This window comes from Niallia circulans (assembly GCF_003726095.1).
Lineage (GTDB): Bacteria > Bacillota > Bacilli > Bacillales > Cytobacillaceae > Niallia > Niallia circulans_A.
The window spans coordinates 3658639-3676605 of the sequence record NZ_CP026031.1; the positions used below are offsets into that span (position 1 = coordinate 3658639).

Consider the following 17967-nt stretch of genomic DNA (forward strand, 5'->3'; position numbering starts at 1 on the left):
GTAACATAAAAACATTACAATGAATAAATTACGCTATTATTGGGTAATGTCCGTAAAAGTATGTATATTTCTATGGACCAATAGAATTTGATTACCTTTGTCCGATCCTTTTTTATTAAATTAGAGAGCCTCTTCATCCATGTACAAATAACAGAATGTTAACTAAAAAAGAGTCGAAGCTATCCTCCCAAGGGGAACTGGTTCGACTCTTACTTTATTAACCTTTATCCTCTTACTCTTTTCAAAGAAACTTTCCCCATATTAAGCTTAGAGAAAACCATTGTTAGAATAAACGGGATAATAATTGCGATTACCATTGCAATTAAAAATGTAGGCATATGTTCTGCTTTGATAGATAAAAATCCTGGCAATCCTCCTACCCCAATAGAATGAGCCATAACTCCTGATCCAACTGAGATAACTGCTGCCACCATCGATCCAATCATGGCCGCTAAGAATGGGAAGCCATATTTTAAATTAATACCAAACATGGCTGGCTCTGTAACGCCTAAATAACAAGAGATTGCCGCTGGAACGGATACTTGTTTTTCTTGTTCGTCTTTACGATTTAAATAAATCATCGCTAATACTGCTGATCCTTGGGCAATGTTAGATAAAGCAATCATTGGCCATAGATTTGTTCCGTCAAATACACTCATTAATTGTAAATCGATTGCATTTGTCATATGATGTAATCCTGTAATAACAAGTGGTGCATAAGCAAAGCCAAATATGGCCGCAAATAACCATCCTACCGAAGAAGTTAGTCCAGAATAGACAACATCGGAAATGGCAGAACCAATTGTCCATCCAATTGGGCCTAATACGGTATGGGCAATTAATACAGTTGGTACTAATGCAAGGAATGGCACAAAAATCATCGAAATTGCATTTGGAATGATTTTACGCAAACGCAGCTCTAGAAATGAAAGTAATAGACCTGCTAAAATAGCGGGAATTACTTGAGCTTGGTACCCAATCATGTCTACTTGAGCAAACCCAAAATCCCAAAATGGAATTTCTTCTGCTCCAGCTACTGCATAAGCATTTAATAATTGCGGCGACACCAGTGTGATCCCTAATACAATTCCAAGAATGGGAGTAGCCCCCATCTTTCTTGCAACTGCCCATGTAATTCCGACAGGCAAGAAGTGGAATATTGCTTCTCCTATTAACCATAAGAAATCATTTGTTCCGGCCCAAAACTGCGATACTTCTACTAATTTTTTAGTTCCGCCCTCCACTAATTTAATTTCGCCTATAACATTACGGAAACCAAGAATTAATCCTCCCACAACAATCGCTGGAATGAGCGGAGTAAAGATATCTGCTAAATGGGCAATCATTCTTTGCAGAAAATTCATGTTTTGCTTCGCTGCCTTTTTCGCTTCATCTTTAGAAGTATCACTTACTCCCGCAATAGCGATAAACTCATTGTAAAAAGATGAAACTTCATTGCCAATGATAACTTGGAATTGACCTGCTTGAGTAAACGTTCCTTTTACAAGCTTGATTTTTTCAATGCTGTCAATATCAGCCTTAGATGGATCATTTAAAACAAAGCGCATTCTTGTCGCACAGTGTGTCACCACAGAAATGTTTCCGCTTCCACCAACATGCTCAAGAAGTTCTTTTGCCTGTTCTGTGTACTTCCCCATCGTTCTTCCCCCTTTTGACTATACTATCCTGTATTTATTAAATCGATTATAATTCCTATTGCATAATCAATACATGTATATACAAGTATTGATTACGTTTTCATTATAGTTGTATATACAGGTAGTGTCAATACAATTAAAATAAATATTTGAGATTAGGGAGAAAGGCGTTATTTGTCCATATTTTCCTAATAAAAATAGATCCCTACAATTTATTCATTTCCCTTCGTATACATTCCGGAAGATATGAATAAATGTGGGATCTGAACTGCCAAGACCTATATAAATACAGCAATACAAATAGCAATAACTATCATCATACTAAAATATAAATAATCAAATAATGTAATAGAAGTTTTTTGAAAATATGTCCTATCTTTTTCTCCTGTAAATCCTCTTACTTCCATTGCCATCGCCATTTGCTCGGAACGGCGAATTGCCTGTGTTAACAAGGGAACTGCATAGCGGAGGAAAGCCTTCCAGGTACCGCTATGTTTATAACCTCGGATTCGATGGGCTTCCTTTAATTGGGCAAGATCTGATTGAAACATCGGTATACAGCGAAAACCAGCCATCATTCCATATGCCCATTTCGGAGATAATTTCCATTGATGGATAAGACTCATCATTAATTCGTATAAATTCGTGGTGGTTGTAAAAAGCAATCCGATAGTCACAAATGCCAGCATCCGCATGGCAATAAGCAAACCACTATTGATACTTTCCTCAGTTACTTGAAACCAAGCCCACTTCCAAACGACTGTTTCTCCTTTTCCAAATGCCGCTAACATCCAAAAGGTAAGTACAAAAAAAATAGAATATGGGAGAAGCACTTTACCAAGAAATTTACCTTTCCATCCCCCCAATGTTAAACCAAGTATTAACACATATAGCCAAATTGCTACAGTCGAAAAGGCGCTTTGAATCGTCATTAAAATAACCATTAGTATGATATGGGTCATTAATTTCATCGCTGGATTAAGTTGTGATAGATAAGACTCGTTGCTTTTGATTGTCTTCCGCCTCCTTTAAATCAGCGATTAATTGATAATGAATAGGAGGAATAATAGCTAGCCTTTTACAAAGCTCTTGATTGGAGAAAAGCGAGTACGGCTGATCAGCAAAAACTAGGTTCTTTTGTTGTAGGACAACGACTTTGTCTGCATATTGATCCACTATATCCATATCATGTGTAACCATAATAATGGAAGTTCCCTCTTTCTTTCTTTTTTCAAGAACCTGTAATAAATCATGCGACGATTTTGCATCTTGCCCAAAGGTAGGTTCATCTAATAGAAGAATATCTTGATCTAATAACAGCATCGTAGCTACACTTAATCTTCTTTTCTGCCCAAAGCTAAGGGTGAAAGGATGTTGATTTTTATAAGGCTCTAATCCAAATTCCTGCAAAAGCTCTGTCGTTCTTTTATGAATAGCCGCTTTTTCCCATTGATATTGAATACCGGAGAATGATATTTCATCAAAAACCGTTTGAGTAATAAATTGGAGCTCAGGGTTTTGAAATACAAATCCTAAGTGCTGATACAGCTCTCTGTCTTTCCACTTTTTCAGATCTTTGCCATGAAAGCAGATGTCTCCTTTTTGGCTTTTTTTAAGATGAGCAATCAGCTTTAAAAAGGTGCTTTTTCCCGCACCGTTATTACCAATAACAGCAATCCATTCTCCTTTATTTACGGTTAACTCGATGTTTTCTAAAATGTTCTCTTTAAGGTAAGCAGCTGTTAAATTGTTCACTTCCAGAATAGGGTCGGGTTTTATTTCAAGAGCCATTGTCCTTTTTCTTTCATATGCCTTTATTAATTCTCGTCTTCTCGAATGATTTTCATTTTGGATTATATCCTCCCACTTATATGGAAAAACTTGTGGAAGCCATATACCTGCCTCTCGCATCTCCGCTTTATATTGTTTAACTACCATAGCTGGGGCGCCATCAGCAATTATTTGCCCTTTTTTATTGAAAAGAATGACACGATCCATCCATTCGATACAGCCATCTAACACATGCTCTACCATTATCATTGTTTGCCCAGCTCCAGCGGCAGTATCTTTCATTACCTCAAAGACTTCTTTTCTACCTGCCGGATCTAGCTGTGCTGTTGGTTCATCTAAAAAAAGCACCTCTGGCTCCAATGCTAAAAGGCAGGCCAGTGCTAGACGCTGTTTCATTCCCCCTGAAAGATTTGCAATAGGAGTATGCGGCTCTATTGTTAGTCCTACCTTTTCAAGAAGTTCAAAAATAATGGCATCCATTTCTTCCCTGGGTACTTTTCTATTTTCGAGACTAAAGGCAATTTCTTCATCAACATGCTGCATGCAAAACTGGGTATCAGGATTTTGGAAAAGAACCCCTGTGCCTTTTCTCCTAATCACTTCTCCCGATACATATGCTTCGATATGTTCTGGAATAATGCCCGCTAAAACAGATAGAATAGTAGATTTTCCACTGCCGCTTGGACCTAGGATTAATACTTTTTCTCCTTGATTAATATGTAGTGTCACTTCTTGGAGGACAGGTTCCCTATCCTCCAAGAAGCGCACAGACAGATGGTTACATCCTAACAATGAACTCATCATTACTCTCCTTCTTTCGATTCACTTTAGAAATCGCATAACCATTTAAGACTCCTGTTTTTCCAAGTCCCTCTACAATTGCCTTTGCTAATAATCCACCCAAAATAAGACTACTTATTACTTGAATAACAAAGGTTAATAAAAGTGTCGTTGTCGTATAATAAGAAAAACCATTTGCTAGAAGGCTATATAGTATGCTGCCACAAGCTGCCAATCCTCCAGATAACATTAAGACAGAAACATGGTATTTTTTATAACGAAAAATCGCAAATGCTATTTCTGCCCCGACTCCTTGGAATACGCCAATTAAAAGTGCTGATAAACCAAAGTGACTGCCAATCAAGAGCTCGACCGAAGCTGCTACTACCTCTGCAATTAAAGCAGCCCCTGGCTTCTGCAGAATAAAGGCAACTATGGGACTGGCTATCACCCATATACCAAACATAAAGTTAGCACCAACTGGGCCGACAAGTGCCGAAATAGGGAGCCATAAAGTGGACCAGCCCATATAGAGAACACCGCATGCTACGGCAATCACTACTAGTAAGACAACCTCTTTAACTTTCCAGTTCATATAGACACCTCAAACGTCTTTACTGGCCACTCCTCCACCTGGTATGCCATATCCCAAAACTTATATTCTAGCTGACAGCTTAATAAAAAGTATTCCTTTAACTTTTCCTTCTGTTCTTCATTAAGGGTTTCAGCAAGTTCATCTAATCGCTGACAAAGCGGAGTAGTAACTGTCATAGGACCATCCCCATAAAAATGGATCCAGTCATAAAAAGGATGGGTACTATCTGGGTTTACCTCTTCTAAAAGTTTTTTCCCGATTTCTACATACGTCCATGGACAAGGTAAAAGCACTGCGATAATATCAGCAATTCCTCCTTGATGGGCAACTGTTAGCATATGGCGAATATAATGGTGAGCAGCGGGAGCTACTGGGAATCCTTGTAGGTCTTCATATTTAACACCTGCTACCTCACAAAAATTATTATGAGGGTGTATCTCACTATGAAGCACAAAGGAAATTTGGTTATTAAATAGCTCGATGTCTTGTCTGTTCGTACTTTTTGAAATCGCCAATCCATAAATTTTCATAAAAGCATTTAAATATTCAAAGTCTTGTTTCACATAATGTATAAGCTGCTCTTTCTTTAAATCCCCCTTAGCAATTCCTTGTACAAATGGATGTTCCATAATTGCCTGAAAAATTGGTTCTGCCTGTGCACGTAATTCTTGTGAAAAACTCATGTCCATTTCCTCCTTTAATTTTTATTGAAAAGGAAAACATGGAGTAACTTTGTATACAAAAAAGCCACTCCAAAAAATGGAGTGGCTTTATAATGAATAAATAAAACACTAATATTCAATGGGCCGACTCCACTTTCCTACGCTAGTATGAACTAGATCAGGTTCAAAGGGTCCAAGTAATCTTGTCTCAGCCAAAAAGGCTCCCCTAGTGGATTTTCCTATTCAATTACTTACTACATTACCGAATACACATAATTTTTGTCAATCATTTTTCACTGATACTTTTTGATTATTCTGTTTATCCTTCCTATTAGAAGGGAAACTTAAATATATATTTTCCGTTGATCTTTTAGAAACTTTCACAAAATAGACATATTCATGTGATGTTTTTCACAAAGTTTAAGTGTATAATCACTATATAAACAGTAATAACATTTTACAAAAGAAAGAATGATAAGATATTATGGAGAAAAGTAACAGCAAAGTAAATGATTAACGAATTTGTTCTCCATTTAGTAATAAATAGCTCTAAAAACTATTAATCTATTCATTTAGAAAAAGGGAGTTGCAAAATAATGAAACAGCAAAATATTAACCGCGTCGTTTTAATTGGTACAGGTGCCGTAGGATGCAGCTATGCTTATTCATTAATTAATCAAGGCGTTACAGAAGAGCTTGTTCTGATTGATGTCAATAAAGAAAGAGCTGAAGGGGAAGCAATGGATTTAAACCATGGTATCCCATTTGCCCCAGCACCAACGAAAGTATGGGCTGGCGACTATTCAGACTGTGGAGAAGCTGACTTAATTGTCATTACTGCTGGTCTACCTCAAAAGCCAGGAGAAACTCGTTTAGATTTAGTTGCCAAAAATACAGCTATTTTTAAAAGTATTGTAAAAGAAATTACTGCTAGCGGTTTTGATGGAATTTATTTAATTGCGACAAACCCTGTTGATATTCTGACTTATGTGGTTTGGAAAGAATCTGGACTTCCGAAGGAACGCGTAATCGGTTCTGGAACCACATTAGATTCTGCCCGTTTCCGCTATATGCTAGGTGAGTATTTCGATGTTGATACACGAAACATCCATGCTGCTATTATCGGTGAACATGGAGATACGGAACTGCCTGTATGGAGCAGTACAACGATTGGATTAGAAAGCATTGAAACAAAGCTTGCTAAAAATGACAAATACTCTCAAAAAGACTTAGATGAACTTTTCATTAACGTCCGCGATGCAGCTTATCATATTATTGAGCGCAAAGGTGCCACTTATTATGGAATTGGCATGTCACTTGTCCGCATTACAAAAGCTATTCTTGGCAATGAGAACTCTATTTTACCAGTATCTGCATACCTAGATGGTGAATATGGTCATAAAGACATCTATATTGGCGTACCTGCCATTATTAACCGCCAAGGAATCCGTGAAGTACTGGAGCTAGAATTAAATGAAAAGGAAACAGAACAATTTAACCATTCTGTCGAAATTTTACAACAAACAATGAAATCAGCTCTAAATTAATAAGGGATAAAAGCCTATTGCGAACGCAGCAATAGGTTTTTTTACTGCTATGTTTTTTATGATTTCAGCAGTCTACTAATCACTCCTAGATCCGTTCATCGATAAAATTCAGCGGTTCATATCCATATTCTCTTAAATTAATCGATCCGTTTTGTTGAAATACAATTCCCTCTGCTTCTAGCAATCTTCTTTGAAGCTGGCCATGTTCACCGCTTAATCCAATACAGCCTTTACTATTAAGCACTCTATGCCAAGGAAGTTGGTATTTTTCTGATAAGGTATGAAGAACTCTAACAACTTGTCTTGCTGCCCGAGGACTTCCAGCTACAGCAGCTATCTGCCCATAGGTCATTACTTTTCCTTCTGGAATATCTGCAATAATCTCCACTGCTTTTTTTGTAAAAGGGGTCATCATCTTTCCTCCTATATTTACTACTATTCTAACAAAATTCTTTTCCACTTAAAAAGTGTATCTGTCATTTATGATAGAGCAAGAGAGAAAATGAAATGTTGATTCAACCGGGAGACTCTTCAAGAAATAAAAAAAGAACTGTTATTCCAGTGAATAACCAGTTCTTCCAAATCTACTATTAATGCCCACCCAAATAAGCCTGCTTTAATTCATCACTTTCCTGTAATTCTTGTGCAGATCCTGATAAAACCACTTTTCCTGTTTCAATGACATATCCTCTATGTGCAATCGATAATGCCATATGGGCATTTTGCTCCACTAATAAAACCGTCGTTCCTTCTTCATTAATTTCTTGAATAACCTGAAAGATGGTACGAACAATAATCGGTGCTAATCCCATGGAGGGCTCATCTAAAAGAAGCAATTTCGGTTTTGCCATTATAGCTCTTCCCATTGCCAGCATTTGTTGTTCTCCACCAGATAAAGTACCAGCTAATTGTTTTTTTCTTTCAAATAACCGCGGAAAAATCTCATAAACCTTTTGTAAATTCTTCTGAATTTCCTGTTTATCTTTTCGTAAAAAGGCACCTAGTTCAAGATTTTCCTCCACAGTCATATTAGAAAAGACACGTCTTCCCTCTGGAACATGTGACATACCTGCCTTTACAATCGATTGTGCAGGCTTTCCTGCAATAGACTTGCCTAAATATTCTATAGAACCCTTTTTGGGCTTGATTAGACCGGATAATGTCTTTAATAATGTACTTTTCCCCGCACCATTCGCACCAATAAGCGTTACTATTTCTCCTTCCTTAATATCAAGCGTTACTCCCTTTAACGCCTGAATATTTCCATAATATACATTTAGATCCTTTATATGGAGCATTATTCAGCAACCTCCTCTCCTAAATAAGCTTCGATTACTTTTGGATGATTTCTAATCACTTCAGGTGTACCCTCTGCAATCAGTTGCCCATGATCCAAAACATAAATTCGTTCACAAATCCCCATAACAAGAGGCATATCATGCTCTATAAGTAAAATGGTCAGCTGAAACTTTTTGCGAATAAAAGCAATCAATTCCATCAGTTCATGTGTTTCTTGGGGATTCATCCCTGCAGCAGGTTCATCCAATAGCAGCAATTTAGGACCTGCCGCTAAAGCTCTTGCTATCTCTAAGCGGCGCTGCTGGCCGTACGGAAGATTTTTCGCTTTTTCCTCCATATATCGGTCGAGTTGAAAAATCTTAAGAAACTCTATAGATTTTTCCTCCATTTCTTTCTCCCCTTTAAAATGGGAAGGGAGCCGCAAAATACTGCTTAGCATAGAGTGCTTAGCCAAAGAATGGTATGCTACCTTTACATTATCTAAAACAGATAGTTCTTCAAATAAACGTATATTTTGAAAGGTTCTACTAATCCCTCTGCGTGTTACCTGAAAAGGCTGCAAACCCTTTAAGCTTTTTCCGTCAAAAAGAATTTCTCCTTCTGTTGGTGCATATACACCCGTTAACATGTTAAAGGTAGTCGTTTTCCCCGCTCCATTTGGGCCTATTAGTCCAATTAGCTCTCCTTGATTCAGCTCTACATCAATCGCGGACACTGCTTTTAAACCTCCAAAAGAAATACCGACATTTTTCATTTGCAATAAAGGTTCCTTCTTAGTCATTAGAATTACCTCCTTTGCGTTTAAACAAATCTGTAATTTCCTTTGTTCCCATTAATCCTTTTGGACGATAGAGCATGACGATTACTAAAACAAGGCTATATATAATCATTCTCGTTTCTGGATAATCTTGAAGATAAGTAGAAATAATAGTCAAGAAGCTTGCTGCAATAACAGATCCTGATAAACTCCCTAATCCTCCAAGGACCACATAAATCAAAATGTCAAAGGACTTTAAAAATCCAAAGTTAGTTGGGTTAATAATATAAAAGTTATGAGCTTGAAGCGCACCGGCTACCCCAGCGAATAAAGACCCTAATGCAAAAGCGGCAACCTTATAATAAGTTGTGTTAATTCCCATTGCATCTGCTGCAATTTCATTCTCCCTAATTGCAATGGCTGCACGGCCATGTCTTGAATTAGTAAAATTAACAATGACTAGAATAGTAATAAATAAACAAATAAACGTACTTGTCCAAGTAGTCAAATGAGTAATCTGCATTCCCGCTGCCCCACCGACATAATCAATATTTAAGAAGAAAATCCGAATAATTTCTGCAAATCCTAATGTGGCGATGGCTAAATAATCGCCTCTTAATCGCAAGGTTGGAATTCCAACTAATAGTCCAGCTAGTGCGGCAACAATTCCACCAGCTAAAATAGCAATTGGAAAAGGCATTTGAAACTTCATCGTTGCAATTGCTGATACGTATGCCCCTACCGCCAAAAAGCCAGCATGCCCAATTGAAAATTGTCCGGTAATTCCTATGACAAGATGCAAGCTAACTGCCAGCATAATATTGATAGCCATTAAAATAATCATATTGCTGTATAAAGTGTCAATCCAGCCTCCAATCATCAGGAACTGAATTACGCCGTAAATAAGTGCGGACAGTATAAGGAATATCCAAAAAGCTTTTGATTTTTTCACCCTTCCAGTCACCTACACTTTCTCTTTTGTATTCTTACCAAGAATGCCTGATGGCTTAAAGATAAGAATCAAAATTAAAATAATAAAAGCCGCAGCATCTCTCCATAAAGAAAAACCTAAAGCACTAACAACCGTTTCAACTACCCCTAAGATAAGTCCGCCAATCATCGCGCCTGGAATAATGCCTATCCCCCCTAAAACAGCGGCAACGAATGCCTTTAATCCTGGAATAACTCCCATTAGCGGTTCAATTTTGGTGTAATAAGCGCCAAAAATAACGCCTGCTGCTCCCGCTAAAGCAGAACCAATGGCAAAAGTAGCGGAAATAGTCCGGTCTACATTAATCCCCATTAATCTTGCAGCGTCTATATCATGAGAAACCGCCCGCATTGCTTTTCCTGTCTTCGTTTTATGAACGATAAATTGCAAAATCAACATTAATCCAACCGACGTTCCTAAAATAATTAGGGACTTACTTGTAATTTGTGCCCCAAACACATCAAATGTCTTTGTTGGTAAAACACTTGGATAGGTTTCTAAGCCCGCACCTCTAAAATAAATAAAAACATACTCAATCAATAAAGAAACCCCGATTGCTGTAATGAGGGCAGCAATTCTTGTCGCATTTCTCAACCGTTTATATGCAATTCTTTCAATGATAATTCCAAAGATAGCACAAGCAATCATGGAAACAATCAATGCTGGAAAAAAACTAAGTCCCCAACCAGTAATAGCATAAAAGCCAATAAATGCTCCCACCATAAATACATCGCCATGAGCAAAGTTAATAAGTTTAATAATTCCATATACCATCGTATATCCTAAGGCGATAAGAGCATATATACTTCCCAAGGAAATGCCGTTAACTAGCTGTTGTATCCATTCCATCTATTTATTCACTCCCTTTTGCTAAGCAATAACTTTTTCACATAGCCTACTACTAATTAATTCTTATAAAAAACGTTTTTGTTTATACTCTCTATCTCTATCATTCTTTTATCTCTAATTTTCCTTCCATGGAAAATAGGGAGGCTCACCCTCCCCATCCACCAAGTCTTATTTTGGATCAACCTTTGTTTTAAATACTTGTTTTCCATCTTGATATTCTAAAACTGTTGCTGATTTGATTGGGTTATGATTTTCATCGATTGTCACTATCCCAGTAATCAGCGATAAATCTTTTGTTTTTGCCAATTCTTCTTTAATCTTATCCGAATCAGTACTTCCTGCTCTTTCAGCAGCATCTTTTAATAGATAAACAGAATCATAGCCTAAAGCATTAAATGCATCTGGGCTTTTTCCGTATTCATCCTTAAATGCTGAAACAAACTTTTGAATTTTCTCATCTGGATCTTCCGAAGAATAGTGGTTTGTAATAAACGTATTATTTAAGTTCTCTGCTCCTGCTAAATCAATTAATTTTGGAGAATCCCAGCCATCAGCACCCATAAAAGGAGCTGTTATACCCATTTCGCGCGCTTGCTTAATAATTAAGCCCACTTCTTCATAATAGCCAGGAATAAACACAAACTCTGGATTCTTCCCTTTAATTCTCGTTAGTGTTGCGCTAAAATCTGTATCCTTTGCAACATAAGATTCTTCTGAAACTATTTTTCCACCAGCAGCTGTAAAGGTTTCTTTAAATGCTGCTGCTAATCCTTTTGCATAATCACTTGCACTATCCGCATAAATGGCAGCATTTTTAATTTTCAAATCATTGATAGCAAAATTTGCAGCCACATTTCCTTGGAATGGATCAATAAAGGATGTACGGAATGCATACTCATTTAGCTTTCCATCCTCATTAACCGTAACGTTTGGTGCTGTACCCGATGGAGTTAATAAGACTGTTTGCTTGTCATTAGCTATTTGCACTTGTGCTACTGTATCACCACTTGTAGCTGCCCCTATAATTGCCGAAACCTTATCTTGGTCGATTAGCTTCAATGCACCATTAGTTGCCTCCGTTAAATCAGATTTATTATCTACCTTAACAGGAACTATTTTCTTGCCATCTATTCCACCATCTGCATTAATCTCTTTAATAGCTAAATCAATACCGCTTTCTAATGATTGTCCATATGATGCAACAGCTCCAGAAAGCTCCAAGTTCACTCCAACCTTAAATTCATCCTCTTTTGATGCATTTTTACCACCAGCACTACACCCAGCCAACATTCCAGCAACTAAGGTAGAAGCGGTAATTAAAAGACTTAATTTTTTCTTCATACAAATCCTCCTTTTGTTTGATTATTCTGACAATAAAAAGAAAATAATACTACCTATTAATTATAAGTGCTTATCAAATCCATTAATTTAACTAGTCAGACTATTCTAATCTTTTTTATATTGCGAAATTAATCATAACGAACAAGACAAAAATAATCAATAGCCGACAAACTTCACCATAACGTTACTATTTCTAACGTTTAAAGGAATAAATTTCAAATATTTTTTAACAATTCTGTCAAATATAAAATAAATCTTCTTACTTTTGTTAGTATTTTTACCAAAATAAAAAGGTTCCCATGTCCCCTTAACAATTCATCCCTATTTGTCATGGATATAAGTTACTTTTTCTCACACAATCGCGACTTTCCTTCTCAAAAATTCATCCATAAATTTTTAAAAATTTTTTATATAACTCATTTTTTTCTTATTTTAGGGAATATACAGTATTAATAAGGTATAGAAAGGAGTACGATGAATGAAAAAAATTCTATTTTCTTCACTCTTTATCTTTTCACTTATAGCAGGTGGCTGCTCCAATGGACCAGCAGAAAGTCAATCAAAACTGCCGACAATGGAGAAAGCCGACGCAGCTGGACAAGCTAATACGAAGACGGAACAAACTACGGAGAAATCCCCATCAAACAATGAACAGATGAAAGAAATTCGCTCTATGCTCAAGATGCAAGGTAATAAATTACCGATGAAATTCCCAATCACTGATTCCGAATATGTTGGAGCTAAAATTAATAAAAATGAAACAGACCAATATTCTATTTCGTTCTATCGAACACAAGAACCTGTCTCTATCAATGATAAATCTTTAGACACAAATGGTAATTTGCTTGCTACGTTTAAAGCAGAAACATTCCATGATAAAAACAACCAAGAGGAGCTTTTTCCCGAGACTTCATTAGATTCTATTCCAGATGAAATGAAGGTAGATTTAGGACATAAAATTACAGGAATGAAGGAAGGAGCAGCGGGAAGTTCGTATTTACTTTGGAAAGAGGGACGATGGGTAGTACAAATTAAATCCATTTCTGCTGATAAGTTAGACACTACTGATATCGCAAGAAAAATGGTAGATTATTTGGAGGAAAATGCTCTGCCAGTCCCACAAGAAAATGGAAGAATAGAAGTAAATTATCCGGAAAATGCCGATAAAGTTGAGAGTATGGCGAGATGGGAAGAAGGAAATATTGTTTATACTTTAGAAACAGGAGAAGTACCGATAAATGCTTTAATGATGACTGTCTCAACAGAATAATTCGTATTGCTTTAGTGAAAAACAACTGGATTCCGGTTAAATCTTGATTTTTTATACCAAAGCAACACGGGTATCAGCCAAAATTCAGTTTTATCAGCCAAAACAACCTGGATATCAGCCAAAGTTCGGTTTTTTCAGCCAAAACAACCCGGATATCAGCCAAAATTCAAACTTATCAGCCAAAGCAACACGGGTATCAGCCAAATTTCAAATTTATCAGCCAAAACAACACGGGTATCAGCCAAATTTCAAATTTATCAGCCAAAGCAACCCAGATATCAGCCAAATTTCAAATTTATCAGCCAAAACAGCAGGGGTATCAGCCAAATTTCAAATTTATCAGCCAAAGCAACACGGGTATCAGACAAAGTTCAAACTTATCAGCCAAAACAACACGGATATCAGACAAAGTTCAAATTTATCAGCCAAAACAACCCGAGTATCAGCCAAAATTCAAATTTATCAGCCAAAACAACACGGGTATCAGACAAAGTTCAAATTTATCAGCCAAAGCAACACGGGTATCAGCCAAACACGCTACTTTGCAGCCATTTCTCATCTAACAAAAAAGAGCTACTGGATAAGCGGAAATCCGCCTTCTCCAATAGCTCTTTTGTCTATGCTATTAAAAATATTGCACCATGTAACGATCAATTGAAATTAAGCACGGATTTTCATTACTGAACAATCATCGCATTGAATCATATTTTTTATTAATTCTTTATTCTTCTCTTCAAATAGTTCATTATGTGATGAGACCATTGCGCTATTACTTGCCTCTGGCTGGATATACAATTTAGCTTTGTTGACTGCGTTTGCAGCGTCTTGAAAAGCACCAGCAATTAAATGGACTTTGCCTTCATGCTTTAGAATATCTCCAGCAGCAAATATTCCTGGCACAGATGTCTCACTATTAACATTACCTGCTATGTAAAAATCTTCAAGCATGTCAATTTTTAATTTACTATTTTTTAAAAGCGACGAATCCATTTCATAGCCATGGTTGATAACTACTTCATCTACTTTTAAAGTCTTAACCTCTTCTGATTGTGTATTCGTTAATTCAACAGAATCAATACGATCATGATTTTCATTCGCAATCAGTTTAGTAATAGAGGTATGGAACAAACACTCTACATTGCTTTCTAGCAATTCTCTCGCTTTTGCCTCATGACCAGCAAGTGTATCTTTTCTACATGTTAAATACACTTTCTTAGCTATCGGCTCTAGTTCAAGAGCCCAGTCCACTGCAGAGTTTCCTCCTCCAGAAAGAACAACCACTTTATCTCTAAAATGCATTAAAGATTTTACCGTATAGTTTAAGTTTGCCACTTCAAATCTTTCGGCACCTTCAATTTTTAATTTTTGTGGAGTGACGATTCCGCTTCCTACTGCCACAATGACTGTTTTGGAATAATGAACTTCTCCGGAATCTGTTTCCAGCAAGAAAATTCCTTCTTCATTTTTGGAGATAGAATGAATCTTCGTATTTGTCACTACTTCGGGGTTAAAGGTCAACCCCTGTTGGACAAGCTGTTCTCTCAACCTTTCCCCTGGCATTGGAGTGATGCCGCCAACATCCCAGATCATTTTCTCTGGATATAAATGCAGCTTTCCGCCTAACTGTGGTAAAAATTCAATAATTTTTGTCTTCATTTCTCTAAGCCCACTATAAAAAGCAGAATATAGACCTGCTGGCCCGCCGCCAATTATCGTCACATCGAATAGTTCTGTATGCTCCATTAACCCGCTCACTCCTATAATGAAAGTTTTATACTATCTATATATGATTAACTCATTCTGTTTATTAGTTAAATTGATTATCATTCTCATTTACATACTACCTTGTTTTTGGAACTTTTTCAATCCTATCTAGTAACTTTTAAACAACATTTTGTGAAATCAAACAATCTCTCTACTCAAAATATAGAACTAACTGCCAGTTTTAGATCGTACGTTTCTTTTTATACACTAAAAGTGCAGAATCTTGAGTTATTTAGTGAATCAGGTAGTATTTATAAGTATACAGTATATTTAATTTAATCAGAAAAAACTTTACGAACGATATAAACTGTATATGCTATATTTTCACGTTTGCACTGTCTTTTATTTGTTTTATATAATAAGAAGGACTCTACAGGAGAAGGATATGGATAAGTCCCATTACCATACTGGGAGTAACAACAAGCAAGTAATACTATATCACACTAATTTTCACCCAAAGTTCCACTAAAAGTATTGCCATAATACTCGCTTAATTCCTACTATTCCTCTATAAATAATCAGTTTTATTTTTTATTTCCTATTTATTTATCCATATTCGGAAATTCTCTCAAATAAAAAAGAAGGAGAAGTGATTAATGCCTAAAATTGAAGTTAAAAATCTTACAAAAATATTTGGGGGAAACCCAAAAGAAGGGCTGAAAAGACTAAAGGCTGGCGAAGATAAAACAAAAATACTGAAAGAAACAGGAATGACAATTGGTGTTGATAATGCTTCTTTCCAAGTAAAACAAGGAGAATTCTTTGTCATAATGGGATTATCCGGCAGTGGAAAATCTACGCTTATACGTCTCATTAACCGCCTGATTGAGCCAACCTCAGGTGAAGTGCTAATTGACGGGAAAAATATTACTACCATGAATAAAAAGGAACTTATCGATATACGACGTAAAAAGCTCAGTATGGTTTTTCAGAATTTTGCGTTATTTCCAAATCGAACCGTGCAAGAAAATGTTGAATATGGTTTAGAAATCCAAGGACATCCGCAGAGTGAAGTGATCGTTCAAAAAAAGCTCTTAAAGCCATTCATGATGTCGGTCTAAAAGGCTATGAGGCAAGTTTCCCTAATCAACTTAGTGGCGGGATGCAGCAACGGGTAGGTCTTGCTAGAGCATTAGCAAATGATAGTGATATCCTTCTAATGGATGAAGCATTCAGTGCATTAGATCCTCTTATTCGTAAAGAAATGCAAGATGAACTCATCCGTTTACAAAACAAGCTTGGAAAAACAATTATTTTCATCACTCACGACTTAGATGAGGCTCTTAAACTCGGTGACCGTATTGCCATTATGAAAAATGGCTTGATTGTACAGTTAGGGACAGCTGAAGAAATTTTAGAAAATCCAGCGAATGACTATGTATCGACATTTGTAGAAGATGTTGACCGTTCGAAAGTGTTAGTTGCTGGTCAAATTATGAAACAGCCCGATCTTATTACCACTTGGAAGGATGGTCCGAGAATGGCCGTAAGAAAAATGGAAGAAGCTGGTCTATCCAGTATCTTCGTAGTAGATAAGGATAAACAGTTAAAAGGCATTCTTACTATTGATGCTGCCATTAATGCCTATAAGGAAAATAAGTGGGTTGAAGACGTATTAGAACACGACTTCCATTCTACTACATACGATACCCCATTAAACGATTTAATTGGGGTTGCAGCAGAATCAAAATTCCCTATTGCCGTTACAGAAAATAATAGATTGTTAGGAATCATCGTTCGAGTCTCTATATTGTCTGGACTGATTCTCGGAAAAGAACAAAAGGAGGCTATCATATGAACTACTTCTTCTTTCCATTAGAAGAATGGACAAATCAATTTGTAGACAATTGGCTGCTGCCAGTTTTAGGTGACTTTTTCAACTCCTTCAGCGGAGTGTTAAGCGTATTTATAAATGCTGTCACCAATTTATTTACCTTCATCCCTGCTGAAATAATAGCAATCCTTTTAGCTCTTTTAGCTTGGCGCCTTGCGGGAAAAGGAATAGCTCTTTTTACCATTATTGGTGCTCTTTACTTAGGTTCGGTAGGTCTATGGACAGGCGCTATGCAAACTCTCTCTATTGTTATTGTAGCAACCTTTTTCTCTATTGTTGTTGGGGTTCCTTTAGGAATATTCACTGCTAAAAATCGAACATTGGATCATATTATCCGACCATTACTTGATTTCATGCAAACACTACCTAGTTTTGTGTATTTAATCCCTGCTATCCTGCTCTTTGGTTTAGGGGAAGTCCCAGCAGTTATCTCTACCTTTGTTTTTGCTACTCCGCCAGCAGTCCGTATGACAAGCTTGGCCATTAAACAAGTTCCCGCTGATATTGTAGAAGCTGCTAAAGCTTTTGGTTCTACTTCTTGGCAGTTGCTCGTAAAAGTTCAGTTACCTAATGCCATCCCAACTATTATGGCTGGAATTAACCAAACGATTATGTTGGCATTATCCATGGCTGTTATTGCATCTATGATTGGTTCTCCTGGACTAGGAAGCACTGTTTTATCCGGTATCTCTAGTGTAAATGTTGGATTAGGTCTTACTGGTGGACTTGGAATTGTTGTTCTCGCCATCATCCTGGATCGAATAACACAGGGATTAGGAAAAAAAGCATAAAAACAAACAATCTACCAAATTAACAGGAGAAAGGAAGT

16 protein-coding genes, 1 pseudogene and 1 riboswitch are annotated in these 17967 nt (G+C 36.8%); of the genes and pseudogenes, 5 read left to right on the plus strand and 12 right to left on the minus strand.

The features are described 5' to 3' along the window. Nucleotides 1-224 precede the first annotated feature (224 nt). From treP to tenA, 5 genes are all read right to left on the minus strand, one after another. Entirely contained in the window at nucleotides 225-1658 is a 1434-nt protein-coding gene (gene treP, locus C2I06_RS17495; protein ID WP_095329451.1) for a PTS system trehalose-specific EIIBC component, read from the minus strand. A gap of 278 nt (nucleotides 1659-1936) precedes the next feature. Then, nucleotides 1937-2671, minus strand: a complete 735-nt coding sequence (locus C2I06_RS17500) for an energy-coupling factor transporter transmembrane component T family protein (RefSeq protein ID WP_123258537.1) — start codon at nucleotides 2669-2671, stop codon at nucleotides 1937-1939. Continuing rightward, nucleotides 2637-4250, minus strand: coding sequence for an ABC transporter ATP-binding protein (locus tag C2I06_RS17505; RefSeq protein WP_123258538.1), 1614 nt, complete (start codon nucleotides 4248-4250; stop codon nucleotides 2637-2639). The genes C2I06_RS17500 and C2I06_RS17505 overlap by 35 nt, the downstream gene beginning before the upstream one ends. Beyond that, complete coding sequence (locus tag C2I06_RS17510; protein WP_123258539.1) at nucleotides 4228-4824, minus strand: ECF transporter S component; 597 nt, start codon at nucleotides 4822-4824, stop codon at nucleotides 4228-4230. Before C2I06_RS17510 ends, C2I06_RS17505 begins: the two co-directional genes overlap by 23 nt. Next, nucleotides 4821-5507, minus strand: a complete 687-nt coding sequence (tenA, locus tag C2I06_RS17515; RefSeq protein ID WP_095329447.1) for a thiaminase II — start codon at nucleotides 5505-5507, stop codon at nucleotides 4821-4823. The genes C2I06_RS17510 and tenA overlap by 4 nt, the downstream gene beginning before the upstream one ends. A 117-nt stretch (nucleotides 5508-5624) precedes the next feature. After that, nucleotides 5625-5724: riboswitch (TPP riboswitch) on the minus strand. A gap of 358 nt (nucleotides 5725-6082) precedes the next feature. Here tenA and C2I06_RS17520 point away from each other — a divergent pair. Then, nucleotides 6083-7033 carry an L-lactate dehydrogenase gene (locus C2I06_RS17520; RefSeq protein WP_095329446.1) on the plus strand — a complete coding sequence of 317 codons (951 nt, stop codon included), beginning with the start codon at nucleotides 6083-6085 and terminating at the stop codon, nucleotides 7031-7033. An 85-nt stretch (nucleotides 7034-7118) separates the two neighbouring features. Here the strand turns inward: C2I06_RS17520 and C2I06_RS17525 are convergent, their stop codons facing one another. The 6 genes from C2I06_RS17525 to C2I06_RS17550 form a co-directional block, all read right to left on the minus strand. After that, nucleotides 7119-7445 carry an MGMT family protein gene (locus tag C2I06_RS17525; protein WP_123258540.1) on the minus strand — a complete coding sequence of 109 codons (327 nt, stop codon included), beginning with the start codon at nucleotides 7443-7445 and terminating at the stop codon, nucleotides 7119-7121. Nucleotides 7446-7623: 178 nt separating this feature from the next. Further along, complete coding sequence (locus C2I06_RS17530) at nucleotides 7624-8331, minus strand: ABC transporter ATP-binding protein (protein ID WP_061796971.1); 708 nt, start codon at nucleotides 8329-8331, stop codon at nucleotides 7624-7626. Continuing rightward, nucleotides 8331-9113 (minus strand): ABC transporter ATP-binding protein, encoded by a 783-nt coding sequence (locus C2I06_RS17535; protein ID WP_123258541.1) that lies wholly within the window; start codon nucleotides 9111-9113, stop codon nucleotides 8331-8333. The genes C2I06_RS17530 and C2I06_RS17535 overlap by 1 nt, the downstream gene beginning before the upstream one ends. Continuing rightward, complete coding sequence (locus C2I06_RS17540; RefSeq protein WP_123259183.1) at nucleotides 9106-10041, minus strand: branched-chain amino acid ABC transporter permease; 936 nt, start codon at nucleotides 10039-10041, stop codon at nucleotides 9106-9108. Before C2I06_RS17540 ends, C2I06_RS17535 begins: the two co-directional genes overlap by 8 nt. 12 nt (nucleotides 10042-10053) lie before the next feature. Next, the gene (locus tag C2I06_RS17545; RefSeq protein ID WP_047940874.1) at nucleotides 10054-10929 is read right to left on the minus strand and encodes a branched-chain amino acid ABC transporter permease; all 876 of its coding nucleotides are present in this window, start codon (nucleotides 10927-10929) and stop codon (nucleotides 10054-10056) included. A gap of 168 nt (nucleotides 10930-11097) precedes the next feature. Further along, complete coding sequence (locus C2I06_RS17550) at nucleotides 11098-12270, minus strand: ABC transporter substrate-binding protein (protein ID WP_095329442.1); 1173 nt, start codon at nucleotides 12268-12270, stop codon at nucleotides 11098-11100. A 478-nt stretch (nucleotides 12271-12748) separates the two neighbouring features. On the opposite strand from C2I06_RS17550, the gene C2I06_RS17555 reads away from it, so the two are divergent. Continuing rightward, entirely contained in the window at nucleotides 12749-13540 is a 792-nt protein-coding gene (locus C2I06_RS17555; protein WP_123258542.1) for a hypothetical protein, read from the plus strand. A gap of 43 nt (nucleotides 13541-13583) precedes the next feature. Beyond that, entirely contained in the window at nucleotides 13584-14198 is a 615-nt protein-coding gene (locus C2I06_RS17560) for a hypothetical protein (protein ID WP_123258543.1), read from the plus strand. A 2-nt stretch (nucleotides 14199-14200) separates the two neighbouring features. Here the strand turns inward: C2I06_RS17560 and C2I06_RS17565 are convergent, their stop codons facing one another. After that, on the minus strand, nucleotides 14201-15283 hold the full coding sequence (locus C2I06_RS17565; protein WP_095329440.1) for an NAD(P)/FAD-dependent oxidoreductase: 1083 nt from the start codon (nucleotides 15281-15283) through the stop codon (nucleotides 14201-14203). A gap of 617 nt (nucleotides 15284-15900) precedes the next feature. Here C2I06_RS17565 and C2I06_RS17570 point away from each other — a divergent pair. Then, nucleotides 15901-17102: pseudogene (locus C2I06_RS17570) on the plus strand (quaternary amine ABC transporter ATP-binding protein). Continuing rightward, complete coding sequence (locus C2I06_RS17575; RefSeq protein WP_095329438.1) at nucleotides 17099-17929, plus strand: ABC transporter permease; 831 nt, start codon at nucleotides 17099-17101, stop codon at nucleotides 17927-17929. Before C2I06_RS17570 ends, C2I06_RS17575 begins: the two are co-directional and overlap by 4 nt. The last annotated feature ends 38 nt before the right edge of the window (nucleotides 17930-17967 follow it).